General features: G+C 38.1%; 15 protein-coding genes and 1 pseudogene. 15 read left to right on the forward strand and 1 reads right to left on the reverse strand.

What is annotated here, in order from left to right; all coding sequences use genetic code 11:
- Positions 1–336 precede the first annotated feature (336 nt).
- From K9B36_RS15490 to rsmI, 12 genes and pseudogenes are all read left to right on the forward strand, one after another.
- Positions 337–546, forward strand: a pseudogene (locus tag K9B36_RS15490) (IS1595 family transposase); the annotation flags it as partial.
- 82 nt (positions 547–628) lie between these two features.
- On the forward strand, positions 629–1282 hold the full coding sequence (locus K9B36_RS15495; protein ID WP_223703277.1) for a hypothetical protein: 654 nt from the start codon (positions 629–631) through the stop codon (positions 1280–1282).
- Positions 1283–1639: 357 nt separating this feature from the next.
- On the forward strand, positions 1640–1840 hold the full coding sequence (locus tag K9B36_RS15500; protein WP_223703278.1) for a sigma factor G inhibitor Gin: 201 nt from the start codon (positions 1640–1642) through the stop codon (positions 1838–1840).
- A gap of 169 nt (positions 1841–2009) precedes the next feature.
- The gene (locus tag K9B36_RS15505; protein WP_223703280.1) at positions 2010–3473 is read left to right on the forward strand and encodes an aminotransferase class I/II-fold pyridoxal phosphate-dependent enzyme; all 1464 of its coding nucleotides are present in this window, start codon (positions 2010–2012) and stop codon (positions 3471–3473) included.
- Positions 3474–3480: 7 nt separating this feature from the next.
- Positions 3481–4119, forward strand: coding sequence for a dTMP kinase (gene tmk, locus K9B36_RS15510; protein WP_223703281.1), 639 nt, complete (start codon positions 3481–3483; stop codon positions 4117–4119).
- Between the two features lie 94 nt (positions 4120–4213).
- Positions 4214–4543: a cyclic-di-AMP receptor gene (locus tag K9B36_RS15515; protein WP_223703283.1), complete on the forward strand. Its 330-nt coding sequence runs from the start codon at positions 4214–4216 to the stop codon at positions 4541–4543.
- Between the two features lie 64 nt (positions 4544–4607).
- Positions 4608–5048, forward strand: a complete 441-nt coding sequence (locus tag K9B36_RS15520; protein WP_223703285.1) for a YaaR family protein — start codon at positions 4608–4610, stop codon at positions 5046–5048.
- Between the two features lie 17 nt (positions 5049–5065).
- Positions 5066–6058, forward strand: coding sequence for a DNA polymerase III subunit delta' (gene holB, locus K9B36_RS15525; protein ID WP_317889885.1), 993 nt, complete (start codon positions 5066–5068; stop codon positions 6056–6058).
- A gap of 1 nt (position 6059) precedes the next feature.
- Entirely contained in the window at positions 6060–6884 is an 825-nt protein-coding gene (locus K9B36_RS15530) for a PSP1 domain-containing protein (RefSeq protein ID WP_223703287.1), read from the forward strand.
- A 12-nt stretch (positions 6885–6896) separates the two neighbouring features.
- A complete protein-coding gene (yabA, locus tag K9B36_RS15535) occupies positions 6897–7265 on the forward strand; it encodes a DNA replication initiation control protein YabA (protein ID WP_223703289.1) in 369 nt (122 codons plus the stop codon).
- Between the two features lie 128 nt (positions 7266–7393).
- On the forward strand, positions 7394–8155 hold the full coding sequence (locus K9B36_RS15540) for a tRNA1(Val) (adenine(37)-N6)-methyltransferase (RefSeq protein WP_223703291.1): 762 nt from the start codon (positions 7394–7396) through the stop codon (positions 8153–8155).
- Between the two features lie 79 nt (positions 8156–8234).
- The gene (rsmI, locus tag K9B36_RS15545) at positions 8235–9116 is read left to right on the forward strand and encodes a 16S rRNA (cytidine(1402)-2'-O)-methyltransferase (protein WP_223703355.1); all 882 of its coding nucleotides are present in this window, start codon (positions 8235–8237) and stop codon (positions 9114–9116) included.
- A gap of 58 nt (positions 9117–9174) precedes the next feature.
- On the opposite strand, the gene K9B36_RS15550 is transcribed toward rsmI, so the two are convergent.
- Positions 9175–9456 (reverse strand): AbrB/MazE/SpoVT family DNA-binding domain-containing protein, encoded by a 282-nt coding sequence (locus K9B36_RS15550; RefSeq protein WP_223703292.1) that lies wholly within the window; start codon positions 9454–9456, stop codon positions 9175–9177.
- Between the two features lie 533 nt (positions 9457–9989).
- Here K9B36_RS15550 and metG point away from each other — a divergent pair.
- The 3 genes from metG to K9B36_RS15565 all read left to right on the forward strand — a co-directional run bounded on the left by metG (position 9990) and on the right by K9B36_RS15565 (position 14320).
- Positions 9990–11987 carry a methionine--tRNA ligase gene (metG, locus tag K9B36_RS15555; protein WP_223703293.1) on the forward strand — a complete coding sequence of 666 codons (1998 nt, stop codon included), beginning with the start codon at positions 9990–9992 and terminating at the stop codon, positions 11985–11987.
- A 135-nt stretch (positions 11988–12122) separates the two neighbouring features.
- Positions 12123–12890 carry a TatD family hydrolase gene (locus tag K9B36_RS15560; protein ID WP_223703294.1) on the forward strand — a complete coding sequence of 256 codons (768 nt, stop codon included), beginning with the start codon at positions 12123–12125 and terminating at the stop codon, positions 12888–12890.
- A 227-nt stretch (positions 12891–13117) separates the two neighbouring features.
- Positions 13118–14320, forward strand: a complete 1203-nt coding sequence (locus tag K9B36_RS15565) for a G5 and 3D domain-containing protein (protein WP_223703295.1) — start codon at positions 13118–13120, stop codon at positions 14318–14320.
- The last annotated feature ends 34 nt before the right edge of the window (positions 14321–14354 follow it).

Below are 14354 nucleotides of genomic sequence, written 5' to 3' on the forward strand. Positions count from 1 at the left end.
GCTGTCCCCCTGTGAGAGTAGGACGTTGCCAGGCAAATAGTGAAAAGATCAGTGCTGATTAAGGCACTGATCTTTTTTTGTGTTTCCGGGGTTAGGCAGGTTAAGGAACGAAGAAGTGAGGGACAGAACGGACCGGGGGCTTTTGGATGACTTGAAGAACATGAGTCTACTATGAAAAAATTTGAGTTTGATTTGAGAGTTGGTCGGTAGTTAAATAAATCCAGCAGGAATTTGTTTAGTGTGGTGCGGTGCCCAAGGTTAGTTATTGAAAGAAAAGAGAGAGTTATAAGAAGAAAAGAGAAAGTTTTCCGATAAAAGGTGCAAAGCCAGCATTACAATTATCACCGAAGGATTAAAGGATGGACACAGCGATTTAATGGGGTTGCAACAAAATATTTTAACAATTACCTTACTTGTTTGCAAGTATTAGAAAGCATTCAGCACCAAAGAAATGAAGTCACTATGAATGACTTGATTATTAAAGGGAAATTAATTCAAAATGTGGAGACCTATGATACGATTAGGTTATCTAGTTTCGAGATATAAAAATTGTCTCTAATTCAACTAATTAGGAGGCTTCCGAAGGCTCCCTAATAAATTGATATAACTGCTTAAAAAGGGGAATTATATGTATAATTTGCTGGTTTTCTTAGCGATAGCTTTGATTGGAATAATACTATATTTAACGATTACAAAAAGGAAGCCGTGGAAATTTATTGTAGTAATTATGGTAATAATCATAGGTGCTCTATTACTAATCGGCTTTCGCTTTACTGCATCAAGTGCTTTACCTAATGATACTAAACCAATAGAAAGTATAGAAACAATTTACTGGAAAGCAATATTATATGAAGATGTAAATAACCATACATTTGGCTTGGCGAAAATAAATCGAAGTATTGGGTTTCTGTATTATTACTCAGGTGGCACTTCTGACTACATCCTTGAAGGAAATGAACCATTCCAAGTTGCTGGTTTTGGAAGTGATGAAGAAGATGGTTTTATGGTTGGAGTTAGAACTGGTAACCCGAATATAAAGTATATTGTGGTTGGTAACCATCTGGAAGATTTAACGCCATCAGTCCCTTATAACTTCAATAGGGAAACAGTTGAGAAATATCCCGATAGATACCATGTCAAAGAGATAATTGATAATCATGCCTTCTTTGTACTAGATGAGTATTCTGAGGCAACATGGACAATAAGAGCGCTTGATAAAGATGGTAATCTAATTGCGGATAAATTATTTGGAACAGGTGAAGCAAGATATATTGAGTGGTAAACAACTGAATTGCTTAATCTAAAGTATATTGCGAATTAAAAGCGACAATGATTTTAAATGGAACTTCCGATTATATGGAAGTTCTATTTTTCTGCTAATATCACCATTAAACAATAGGAAAGCCTTAATTTTAAAAAATCTAATTCTCGATTCTTTACGGGCTTATAGCAACAACCTTTACAAAAGAGTCTATAATAAGACTTTCTTCAGAAACAGCCAAATTGTTAATTTCAAGACAAACACAGACTTGAAGGTGCTTCATACACTGATTGTATGAGTTTGGTAGCTTGTGATTTTGGTAATTTGGTATAAAACATGGAAACTTGGGAACACTAGTGGATGGAGGTGGAGCGAGACATGAAATCGACCGTTCAAATAACATATGGGGAAACGTGCATGGTTTGTGAAGAGAAAAAAGATAAGGGAATTCATGTTTATACTGAATTTCTTTGCAGAGATTGTGAGAAAGAGATGCTACAAACTGATACATCTGATCCAAGGTACAAATTTTACTTACAACAGCTCAAGAAGATTACAATTCCGAAAATCTTTTCATGAAGTAAAGTCCTTATTTAAAAGGGCTTTTTTTTATTGGGAAAAAGATGAAGGAGGCGGATGGTACTTTCGTTTTCATATTGTCCAAAGATGAAGGGTAGGAGTAGTCCCCTCTATCCGCTATAATAAGAAGTAGGGATTACACATTAAATATAGGAAAAAGAGTGAATAGATGATGAAGCAGGATCAAACAAGAACACCGCTATTTTCAACTTTAAGAAAGCACTGGGAGAGTGGTCCTCTCACAGGTCATGTACCTGGACATAAGTTTGGAACGGTTTTTCCTGAGCGAGGACTAGAATATTTTGAGGATATTTTAAAAATAGATGCAACAGAAATTACAGGCTTGGATGATTTGCATGATCCGGAAGAAATGATTAAGGATGCACAGGAGCTTGCAGCAGGGCTATATGGTTCAGAAGCCACTTATTTTCTTGTGAATGGTTCAACGGTGGGAAATCTGGCTATGATTCTAGCAACATGTACTAGGAAGAGCAGGGTGCTGGTGCAGCGAAATTGTCATAAGTCCATCTTAAACGCAGTGGAGCTGGCCGGAGCAGAGCCTGTATTTTTACCGTGTTTATTTGATGATGAACTCGGGGTGGTAACATCTATATCAACTGAAGGGCTTAAACAGGCGTTAGAAAGCATTTCAAATATCGATGCTGTAATTCTGACTAATCCTAACTATTATGGACTTTCCATCGATCTGGAGGAAATAATAGGAATGGTGCATGAGAAAAACTTACCGATATTAGTAGATGAAGCACATGGTGCTCACTTTGTAGCAGGTGATCCGTTTCCTAAATCTGCTTTGGCTTTAGGAGCTGATATGGTGGTTCATTCCGCGCATAAAACACTGCCAGCAATGACAATGGGTTCTTTTTTACATGTTCAGGGAGATATTGTAAAAAAAGAGAAAGTAGCTTATTATTTACGGATGTTGCAGTCAAGCAGTCCTTCCTACCCCATTATGGCATCACTTGATCTGGCAAGGTTTTATCTAGCCTCCATAGGACCTGAAGACATAAAGGTGATTGTAAGAAGCATTGATATGATTAAAGACGAAATAGATCAGCTAGTTGGAATCAAGGTAATAAGGCCTGCCAACCCTTATATAAAAGTGGATCCTTTAAAGCTGGTTCTAAGGTCGACTAACGGATTTAGCGGGTTTGAACTGCAAAAAGCTTTAGAAAAAGAAGGTGTTTTTGTAGAGCTTGCAGACGCGATGAATGTATTATTTATTCTCCCTTTAGCGGCTTTGTCTTCAAAACATGATATGATAGAGAGAATTAAAAAGGCTTTAAACAAATGTGAGAAGCAGGTGAGTGAAGTTAAAGTGGCGCTAGATAGCTTCATTCCGTTTCCGAGGAATCTAAGTCAGTTGACAATCCCTCTTGATGAACAGCAGAACTATCAGTGCAGAAAGTGCAGATTAGAAGAAGCTGTGGGAGAGGTTGCAGCCGAATCCATTATTCCCTATCCACCTGGGATATCTATTTTGCTTAAGGGAGAATTAATTACCAAGGAAGTAGTTGAATATATTTCTTATTTAAGAATGCTTGGTGCAAGGTTTCAAGGGAATGACTTATTAAAAACTAATTATATTACTACATATATAAGAGAAAAGGAGTAACATCGTTGTGAGTGGATTGTTTATTACATTTGAAGGCCCTGAGGGTGCAGGTAAAACTTCCGTTATCCAAAAGATAGCTAATGATTTAGCGGCAGAGGGATATCCCGTTTTATTGACCCGTGAACCGGGTGGGATTAAGATTGCCGAACAGATCCGTAGTGTCATTTTAGATTGTGACAACACGGAAATGGATGCCAGAACGGAAGCCTTATTATATGCTGCTGCAAGGCGCCAGCATTTGGTGGAACGAGTGTTACCAGCCGTAGAAGAAGATAAAATTGTGTTATGCGACCGCTATATTGACAGCTCATTAGCTTATCAAGGGTTTGCTCGCGGAATTGGAATTGAAGAAGTATTGAGCATCAATGAGTTTGCTACAGAAAAACAGATGCCATCTCTAACAATTTATTTTGATATAGAGCCCGAAGAAGGACTTCAGCGAATTGCGGCGAATAATAAACGAGAAATAAACCGTTTAGATCAAGAAAAATTGGATTTTCATTATAAAGTAAAAGAAGGCTACAGCAAAGTAATCGATAGATATAAAGAACGCATGCTGATTATTGACGCATCAAAGAGTTTTAATACGGTATATGATACTGTTAAAAAAGAGCTAGTGGAATATTTAGGGAAACAGGGTTATTAGATTTTACGCATATTTCTTAAGAAGCATAATAAATTACCAATAATGAAGTAATGATGTCAAACCATATTAATGGTAAAATAAAGGAGGAAACAAAATGAAGCTTATTATGGCTGTTGTTCAGGATAAAGATAGTTCTAAGTTAATGAACGCTTTGTTGGAAAACAATTTTCGTGCGACGAAGCTTGCTAGTACAGGTGGATTTTTGAAGTCTGGAAATACGACGTTTATGATTGGTACGGAGGATGTTCGTGTGCAAAAAGCGATGGATATAATTAAAGATAACTGTCAACACCGTCAACAGCTCGTTGCACCGGTATCACCAATGGGTGGAAATGCAGATTCCTACGTTCCATACCCGGTTGAGGTAGAGGTAGGGGGAGCGACAGTCTTCGTATTACCTGTCGAGCAATTTCACCAATTTTAATTACTGAAGCGGCTGGTATTTCGACAGCAACGAAAAACAGCCTAAGAAAGAGGGACGTTTCCTTTTGAAAATTTCGACGGATTTTCAAACGAATATAGATAAAAGCAGACTGGAAGTAAAAGGAGATGCAGCCTCTCGAGTAGGTTTTGGCGGAATTATGCAAAAGCACTCCTTTAAGTTACAGTCTGAGCAGTTGCAGACCTTAATGAGGGATATTGAGGTTGTGGGAAATAGACTTGGTAATTCTAGAACCTTTCAAGACTTAGCCAAATATAAAACGTTAGTTAAGCGCTTTATGGAAGAGGCAGTTGAATTTGGAATGAAACTGAATAAGTCTCATCATTGGACAAGTGATGGGCAATCAAGGCATTTACAAATTGTAAAGCAAGTAGATAAAAACTTGGTAGCTTTAACAGAAGAGGTAATGGGACAAGAGAAAAACAGAATAAATATCTTGAGTAGCATCGGGGAAATTAAAGGTCTGCTCATTAATCTATATACGTAAGTAAGTGAGTGATGATGGTGATAAAAAGTTGGTCAGATTTACAGTACCAACCTACCGTTTCAAGGATTATTAAAAATAGCCTTGAACGTAATCGAATAGCACACGCCTATTTATTGGATGGTATGAAGGGAACTGGCAAAAAAGATGTAAGTCTTCTATTTGCGAAGAGTCTCCTTTGTAAGGAACGCAATGGAGTGGATCCTTGTCAAATCTGTTCGAATTGTAAACGAATAGATTCACGTAATCACCCTGATGTGCATATTCTTGAGCCGGATGGAAACTCCATAAAAAAACAGCAAATTCAATACTTACAAGAAGAGTTCAAGAAAACTGGGCTGGAGTCTAAGAGAAAAATATATATTATTGAACATGCAGATAAAATGACAGCCAATGCAGCAAATAGTTTATTAAAGTTTCTCGAGGAACCCAATCAGGAAACTTTTGCGTTTTTATTAACAGAGAACGTTAATCAAATGTTAAATACCATTATTTCCCGTTGTCAACCTTTGTCTTTCTCAGCTTTGACTTCTGAAAGACTTGTAGATAAGCTTGTGGCAGAGGGCTTTTCATTACCTATAGCAAGGACAACATCCTATTTAACCAACAGTTTAGAGGAAGCAGTAGAATTATGTCGAGATGATTGGTTTGCGCTTGCTAGAAATTTAGTGATAAAATTGTATGAAGCGCTGTTTGGAAGACAGCAGCAAGCGTTGTTATTTATCCAGGAAAAATGGATGCCTCATTTTCAAGAAAGAAAACAATTGGAGATAGGCTTAGATTTATTGTTATTTCTTTATAAAGATATGTTATATGTTCAGTTAGATAAACAGGATGAGCTGGTGTTTGTGGATGCGAGGGAGCAGATTGAGAAGTTTGCACTTCAGACAACCCAGCAACGAGTAACAGAGCATTTATCCTATATATTACAGAGTAAGTCTCGGTTAGCATCGAATGTAAATCCGCACCTTCTCATGGAACAACTATCGTTAAACTTGCAGGAGGGATATTAGATTGTATGAAGTAGTAGGAGTTCGATTTAAGAAGGCAGGAAAAATATACTATTTTGACCCTAATGGGCTTGATATAATAGATAATGAATACGTTATTGTGGAAACGGTTAGAGGAGTCGAGTTTGGTAAAGCTGTCATAGGTACAAAAAAAGTGGAAGACAATGATGTTGTTCTCCCTTTGAAAAAGGTACTTCGTATTGCAGACCAGAAAGATCGCCTTATTGTAGAAGAAAATAAAAAAGCGGCCAAGGAAGCATTTGATGTTTGCTTTACCAAAGTAATTGACCATACACTAGATATGAAGCTGGTTGATGTCGAATATACATTTGATAGAAATAAAATAATCTTTTATTTTACAGCAGATGGCAGGGTGGACTTTAGGGAGCTTGTTAAGGACCTAGCTTCCATCTTCCGTACACGTATTGAGCTTCGTCAAATTGGTGTACGTGATGAGGCCAAGCTTCTTGGTGGAATAGGACCTTGTGGCCGGATGCTTTGTTGTTCCACTTTTTTGGGAGACTTTGAACCGGTATCCATCAAGATGGCAAAGGATCAAAACTTGTCTTTGAATCCCTCGAAGATTTCTGGTCTCTGTGGACGACTTATGTGTTGCTTGAAATATGAAAATGACGAGTATGAGTCAGCAAAAGAGCAAATGCCAGATTTACATGAGGTAATCGCTACCCCTAGTGGGACTGGTCGTGTTGTAGGGATTAATATCCTTGAGCGGGTGTTGCAAGTGGATTTAGCGGGCAAGGACCGAGTGGTCGAATTTACCCTTGAAGAATTACAAGAGGGAGCCGTTTCATCACAAGCCACAGATTAAGAGGTGGAGAATTTGGACAAGAAAGAGATTTTTGATTCTGTTAGTAATATGGAGGAACAGATCGGCCATTTATATAAGCAGCTTGGAGAATTAAAAGAACACCTTGCCCTTATCATTGAAGAGAACAATAGTGTTCTGGTGGAAAATGGGCATCTGAGAAATCGTTTGGAACAAATATCAACGGATTCTATAACGATGAAAAAAACGAAAAAGAAACAAAACGAACAAAAAGATTTGCACAAGCAAACAGATGTAGGAGAAGGATATGATAACCTTGCAAGGCTTTATCAGGAAGGATTTCATATCTGCAATCTCCATTTTGGAAGCCCCAGAAAAGAAGGCGACTGTTTGTTTTGCTTGTCCTTTCTAAATAAGAAATAAAGTCGCCTCTTTTTTAAAGTGGCGACTTTTTCGATGTGTAAGAAAAGCTCTAGATGAAATGAGAATGATTCAAAATACTAGGATATAATAAGATGGACTTAAGTTATCGAAAGAAAGGGTCATGAAGAATGGTACAGCTTGTGGAAGATGAACGATTAGATTACTTATTGGCAGAGAGTTTACGTATTATCCAGAGCCCCTCTGTTTTTTCTTTTTCATTAGATGCCGTTTTATTGGCGCGTTTTACTTATGTACCAATTCAAAAAGGCTCAATTATAGATCTTTGTACAGGAAATGGTGTTATTCCGCTATTGCTTAGTACTAGAACAAAAGGGACCATTACGGGAGTGGAAATTCAAGAGCGGCTTGCAAATATGGCAGAAAGAAGCTTTGTCTATAACCAGCTTGACGATCGAATCAATGTGCTAAATAAAGATATTAAGGAGGTGCCAGCCCTGTTAGGTCACGGCATATTTGATGTGGTGACGTGTAATCCACCCTATTTCCCAGTTTTGGAAAAAGAGGAGAAAATCAATTCTAACATCCACTATGCCATTGCTCGTCATGAAATACATTGTACATTAGAGGATGTAGTAAGGGTAAGCAGTCAGTTGGTGAGACAGGGAGGAAAGGTAGCCTTTGTCCATCGGCCGGGAAGATTATTGGACATTGTCACTTTAATGAGGAAATATCGCTTAGAACCGAAGCGATTACAGTTTGTGCATTCAAGAGTAGATAAGCCGGCAAATACAATACTAATCGAAGGCATTAAAGATGGCAGCCCTGATTTAAAGATCTTGCCACCTTTAATTGTCTATGATGAACAAGGAGAGTACACTCCGGAGGTAAGTAATATGCTCTTTGGAGAAGAAGGAAGCCGCAAAAGATAAATACTGAAAAAGTGGCTATGAAAGCTCAGTTAATAGTGCGTGGTTCAAGAAACGTTAAAGGCGGGATGAGAAAGTGGATATGTGGCAACAGAATAGTTTTTCAGAAAAATATACCAAAGGAAGGCTTTACCTTGTACCTACTCCGATTGGGAATTTAGAGGATATTACCTTTCGTGCTTTAAGGATATTAAAAGAAGTAGATTATATCGCTGCTGAGGATACCAGACAAACAAAGAAGCTTTGCAATTATTTTGAAATACCGACCTTCGTCATTAGCTATCATGAACATAATAAGCAACAAAGTGGAATGAATATCATCGAGTTATTAAAAGAAGGTAAGGATATAGCGCTTGTAAGTGATGCGGGCATGCCTTCCATTTCTGATCCTGGGTATGAGCTCGTGGTACAAGCTCTACAAGAGCAGCTATATGTTATCCCACTTCCAGGTGCAAACGCAGCACTAACCGCCTTAATTGCATCAGGGTTAGTGTCACAGCCATTCTATTTTTACGGATTTTTAAATCGTCAAAAAAAGGATAAGAAAAAAGAGTTAGAAAAGTTAAGTCGAATGGAGGACACTATTATCCTTTATGAATCGCCCCACCGGTTAAAGGACACGCTTTCTTTAATGAAGGAAGTGCTAGGCGATCGTTCTGTTGTGGTGAGTAGAGAGCTTACGAAAAAATTTGAAGAGTTTACTCGTGGACGAATTTCAGAAGTGATCACTAAGTTTGAAGAACAAGGGGTAAAAGGGGAATGTTGTCTTATCTTAGAGGGAAATTCAATGGGGGGGATGGAAGAGGAGGACACTTGGTGGCAGTCCTTAACCTTACTTGAGCATATAGAGCATTATATAACGGAAAAACAGTACTCTTCAAAAGAAGCAATTAAACAAGTGTCAAAGGAACGAGAAATACCAAAACGGGATGTTTATCAAGTTTATCATATTGAACAATCATAACGTAACACAAACAAAAGAGATCACGCTCAGCGTGATCTCTTGCTAATTTAAAGTATAATTATTTTGCAGTAAAGCTGTTTTGAATTTCTTGAACAATCTTCTCTGCGCCTTCACGACTTAAGATGATTTTTCCATCAGCAAGTGTTAGGTTGTTGTCCGATACTTCCCCAGTTACTTGACAAGTCATATTTGGCTTGTATTTCTTTAAGATGATTTTTTCTTCATCTACATAAATTTCTAAAGCATCTTTCTCAGCGATACCTAATGTTCTGCGAAGCTCGATTGGAATTACCACTCGGCCTAGCTCATCAACTTTACGTACAATACCAGTAGATTTCATATGAAAAATACCCCTCTCCATACCATAAATTATATTTTATTATTCAAGTAATCTATCAATTTCGTCATTATTCGACAAATCTTACGTACCCTTATCATAACAAGATTTACAAAATACGTCAACTTTTTTGATTGAAAAAATTTGGATTTTTATAAAAAAATGTTAGTTAAAAGTTCAAAACCCCTTTAAGAATAAGGTTTTTCATTTTAAGGCCATTACTAACTCATTACAAATAATTACTTATTTTGTAAGAGTATACTATATTCATTATAAACATGATTCGACAAAATACAACTTTTTTATTCGACAAATTTTCGACAAAGAGGTTATTAAGTTATCATGAAATAATAGTTTGGAATAAGGGGGAAAATTTACTCTTTACTTAACATTCCTTTACTAAACCATGTATAATAGTAATAAAAATTAGGTTATATTGTTGGTACATATAAATAAGAAGAAGACGCTCACTGCTCTCGTCCATTGGGCGAGAGCTTTCTACTTTTATATGGTACGAATAATGGGAGGTAGTTCTGATGGTAGAAAATAAAAAAACATTTTATATTACGACACCTATTTATTATCCAAGTGGAAATTTACATATAGGTCATGCTTACACGACGGTTGCCGGCGATGCTATGGCAAGGTACAAACGCCTCAAAGGCTATGATGTAATGTATCTAACAGGGACCGATGAGCATGGTCAAAAAATTCAGCGTAAAGCGGAGGAAAAGGGAATAACTTCTCAAGAGTATGTGGATGAGATTGTTGCTGGAATTAAAGAGCTCTGGGGGAAACTTGATATTTCTTATGATGATTTCATTCGCACAACAGAAAGCCGTCACAAGGAAGTTGTAGAGAAAATATTCAAGCAGCTTCTAGATCAGGGTGATATATATCTTGATGAATATGAAGGATGGTATTCTGTTCCCGATGAGACCTATTATAGGGAACATCAATTAGTGGAACCGCTAATGGAAAATGGAAAAGTTGTAGGAGGAAAAAGTCCGGACAGTGGGCATCCTGTGGAACTGGTTAGAGAACAATCCTACTTTTTCCGCATGGGCAAATATGTGGATCGTCTTCTTCAATATTATGAAGAAAATCCTGAATTCATCCAGCCTGAATCTAGAAAAAATGAAATGGTTAATAATTTTATCAAACCAGGACTCGAGGATCTAGCGGTGTCTCGTACTTCCTTTGATTGGGGAGTAAAGGTACCAGGAGATCCCAAGCATGTCATTTATGTATGGATTGATGCCCTTTCCAACTACATCACAGCACTAGGTTATGGAACCGATGATGATAAGAAGTATTTAAAATACTGGCCAGCGGATGTTCATCTTGTAGGGAAAGAAATTGTACGATTTCACACCATTTATTGGCCAATTATGTTAATGGCACTTGACCTGCCTCTACCTAAGAAGGTGTTTGCTCACGGCTGGTTATTAATGAAGGACGGAAAAATGTCTAAATCCAAAGGAAATGTAGTGGATCCAGTGACATTAATAGATCGCTATGGACTAGATGCCTTACGATATTACCTGTTAAGGGAAGTTCCTTTCGGTTCAGATGGAGTATTTACTCCAGAAGGATTCGTGGAGCGGGTGAACTTTGACTTGGCAAACGACTTAGGAAACTTGCTTAATCGAACAGTAGCAATGATAGACAAGTATTTTGATGGGGAAGTCCCTGTTTACAAAGGTCATGTCACCGAGTTTGATTCCCTCTTAAGTACCCTTGCTCAAGAAACGGTTGTACAATATGAAGAGGCAATGGAAAATATGGAGTTTTCTGTGGCGCTTTCTTCTATATGGCAACTTGTTAGTCGAACGAATAAATATATTGACGAAACAGCTCCATGGGTACTGGCAAAAACAGAAGATACAAAAGAGCAACTTTCTTCCGTAATGGGTCATTTAGCAGAATCCTTGCGCTATATTGGTATCCTATTAAAGCCTTTCCTTACAAGAACACCAGGTAAGATCTTTGAGCAGTTGGGTGTAAGTGAAAGTATGACTAGTTGGGAAAGCCTACAAACTTTCGGTAGTATTTCTGAAGGGACAAAAACGCAAAAGGCAGACCCGATCTTTCCAAGATTGGATGTAAAAGAGGAAGTCGAGCATATCAAAGCAATCATGCAACCGGCAGCATCCTCAGTGGAAGTAGAAAAAACTGATGTAAAAAAGGAAGAAGAAGTTCCGACTACAGAAGAGATTTCTTTTGAGGACTTTATGAAAGTTGATTTACGTGTCGCAGAAGTTACTCACTGTGAACCTGTGAAAAAAGCAGATAAATTATTAAAACTACAATTAAATCTAGGGTATGAAAAAAGGCAAGTGGTTTCTGGAATTGCAAAGTTCTACACACCAGAAGAATTAGTAGGAAAACGTGTGATTTGTGTTACCAACTTAAAACCTGTGAAACTTCGTGGGGAGCTTTCAGAAGGCATGATCCTTGCGGGAGAAAAAGACGGAGTGCTTTCTCTTGCCTCTGTTGACGCTTCCCTGCCTTTGGGTGCTAAAGTAAAGTAGAAATTATTAAGGAATACTATATTTAAAAACCAAGAGATGTTTCACGTGTAACAACGGGTAGCGTCTCTTGTTTTCATATGCATCGAAGGTTCCTTTTTATTAGTATTTTTAAAAAATATACGGGAGTGTTTTTCTATGTTATTTGATACACATGTGCATTTAAATGCAGACCAATATGAGGACGATCTGCAAGAAGTGATTGACCGTGCTCAGCAAGAGAAGGTAACGAATATGGTGGTGGTTGGATTTGATCGCAAAACAATAAAGCGTGCGATGGAATTGGTGGAGCAGTATGACTTTATCTACGCAGCTGTCGGATGGCACCCAGTGGATGCCATTGATATGAAGGAAGAAGATTTAGAATGGATCGAACAACTAGCACAGCATGATAAAGTAGTGGCAATTGGAGAGATGGGGCTGGATTATCATTGGGATAAGTCACCAAAAGAGATACAAAAGGAAGTGTTCAGAAAGCAGATCCGCTTGGCAAAAAAGGTAAAGCTTCCGATTGTTATTCATAACCGGGATGCCACGGCTGATGTGGTAGAAATATTAAAAGAAGAAGATGCCAAAGAAGTAGGGGGAATCATGCATTGTTATACCGGAAGCATTGAGGTAGCGCAGGAATGTATGGAGATGAATTTCTATCTATCATTCGGGGGCCCTGTTACATTCAAAAATGCTAAAAAACCAAAAGAGGTGGTAAAGGAGATTCCAATGGATAGGTTGTTAATAGAAACCGACTGCCCATACCTGACACCCCACCCATACCGTGGTAAAAGAAACGAACCTAGTTATGTACGCTTTGTTGCAGAGCAGATAGCAGAGTTAAGGGAGATGTCAGTGGAAGAAGTAGCAGAAAAAACAACGGCAAATGCAAAGAAATTATTCGGCATTAATTGACAAAAAGGCCTGTCGCATTAGGAGGATACTTGTCCAAATGCACCATAAACAAAAGAGTTCTAGCTTTCTTCTTCTCTACATAGGATAATCGTGTCGATATCTTTCACTTCCCTTTTGTAAAAATATTCTGCATAATAGACAATACGGTCAAGCAAGCAAAAGAAGGGTTGACAAGTATCGTACATGTCTATATAATTCCATCCGAGGAGAAGGAGGCGTTTTTTTGCATGTTACATAACATGAAAAAACTGTTTTCTGGTTCGTTGAGTAAGACCAAACTAGCGATAATGATTACTAGTTTTATAGTCTTATCAACTATACTTGGCTTTGGTGTCTTTCATGGCACAAAAGCAGCTGTTACAGTGAATATTGACGGAGAAGAAGTACTACTACACACGCATGCTGAAACCGTAGCAGATATACTTAAAGACCTAAATATTTCAATTCACCCAGAGGATCACTTGCATCCCTCAGAGAGCACAAAAGTAACCGATTCGATGCAAATAGTATGGGACCCTGCCAAAGAAATACAGCTGGTCATAGATAGTGATGAGCAAATGGTGTGGACGACAGCAAAAACAGTAGAAGAGTTACTGACTCAAGAAGAGATACAACTATCAACTCACGATAAAGTAAATGTAAGTCTGAATGATACCATCAAAGATAATTTGGTTATAAGGATTAATAAAGCCTTCCAAGTCACCTTGGATGTTGGTGGAGAAAAACAAGAAATATGGTCTACTTCGACTACGGTCGCTGACTTTTTAGAACAGCAAGAAATCACAATAAATGATCTTGACCGAGTGGAGCCAAGCTTAGAAGAACTGGTAGCAATGGATTCTGTAGTAAAAGTTACTAGAGTTGAAAAAGTCACCGATGTAGTGGAAGAGACTGTAGAATACGGTGTTGTCACAAGAAACGATGGCAACCTGGAAAAAGGGAAAGAGCAACTCGTTCAACAAGGGCAAGAAGGAACGATTGCCAAGCATTATGAAGTAATACTTGAGAACGGAAAAGAAGTGTCTCGTGAATTAGTGAAAGAAGAGACATTAAAAGAGTCACTAGATCGAATTGTTGCGGTAGGTACGAAAGCTCCGCCACAACCAACACAAGTTGTTTCGCGTAGTACGGAAACTAGCTCCAAGGAATTTTATGTTTCGTCCACGGCCTATACGGCTTTCTGTAACGGATGCAGTGGTGTAACGAGTACCGGAATTAACCTAAGAACAAATCCCGGTATGAAAGTAATTGCAGTCGATCCAAGTGTCATACCTTTAGGAACAAAAGTGTATGTAGAGGGCTATGGATATGCCGTTGCTGGAGATACTGGTGGTGCGATAAAGGGAAATAAGATTGATGTATTCTTTCCTGATAAAGAAACTGCTTACCGGTGGGGAAGAAAAAGAGTAAAAATTAAAATCATTGACTAATTTAACTATCTGCAGAGGGTTGTTCAACCTCTGC

This window comes from Sutcliffiella deserti, from assembly GCF_020037475.1.
Lineage (GTDB): Bacteria > Bacillota > Bacilli > Bacillales > Bacillaceae_I > Sutcliffiella_A > Sutcliffiella_A deserti.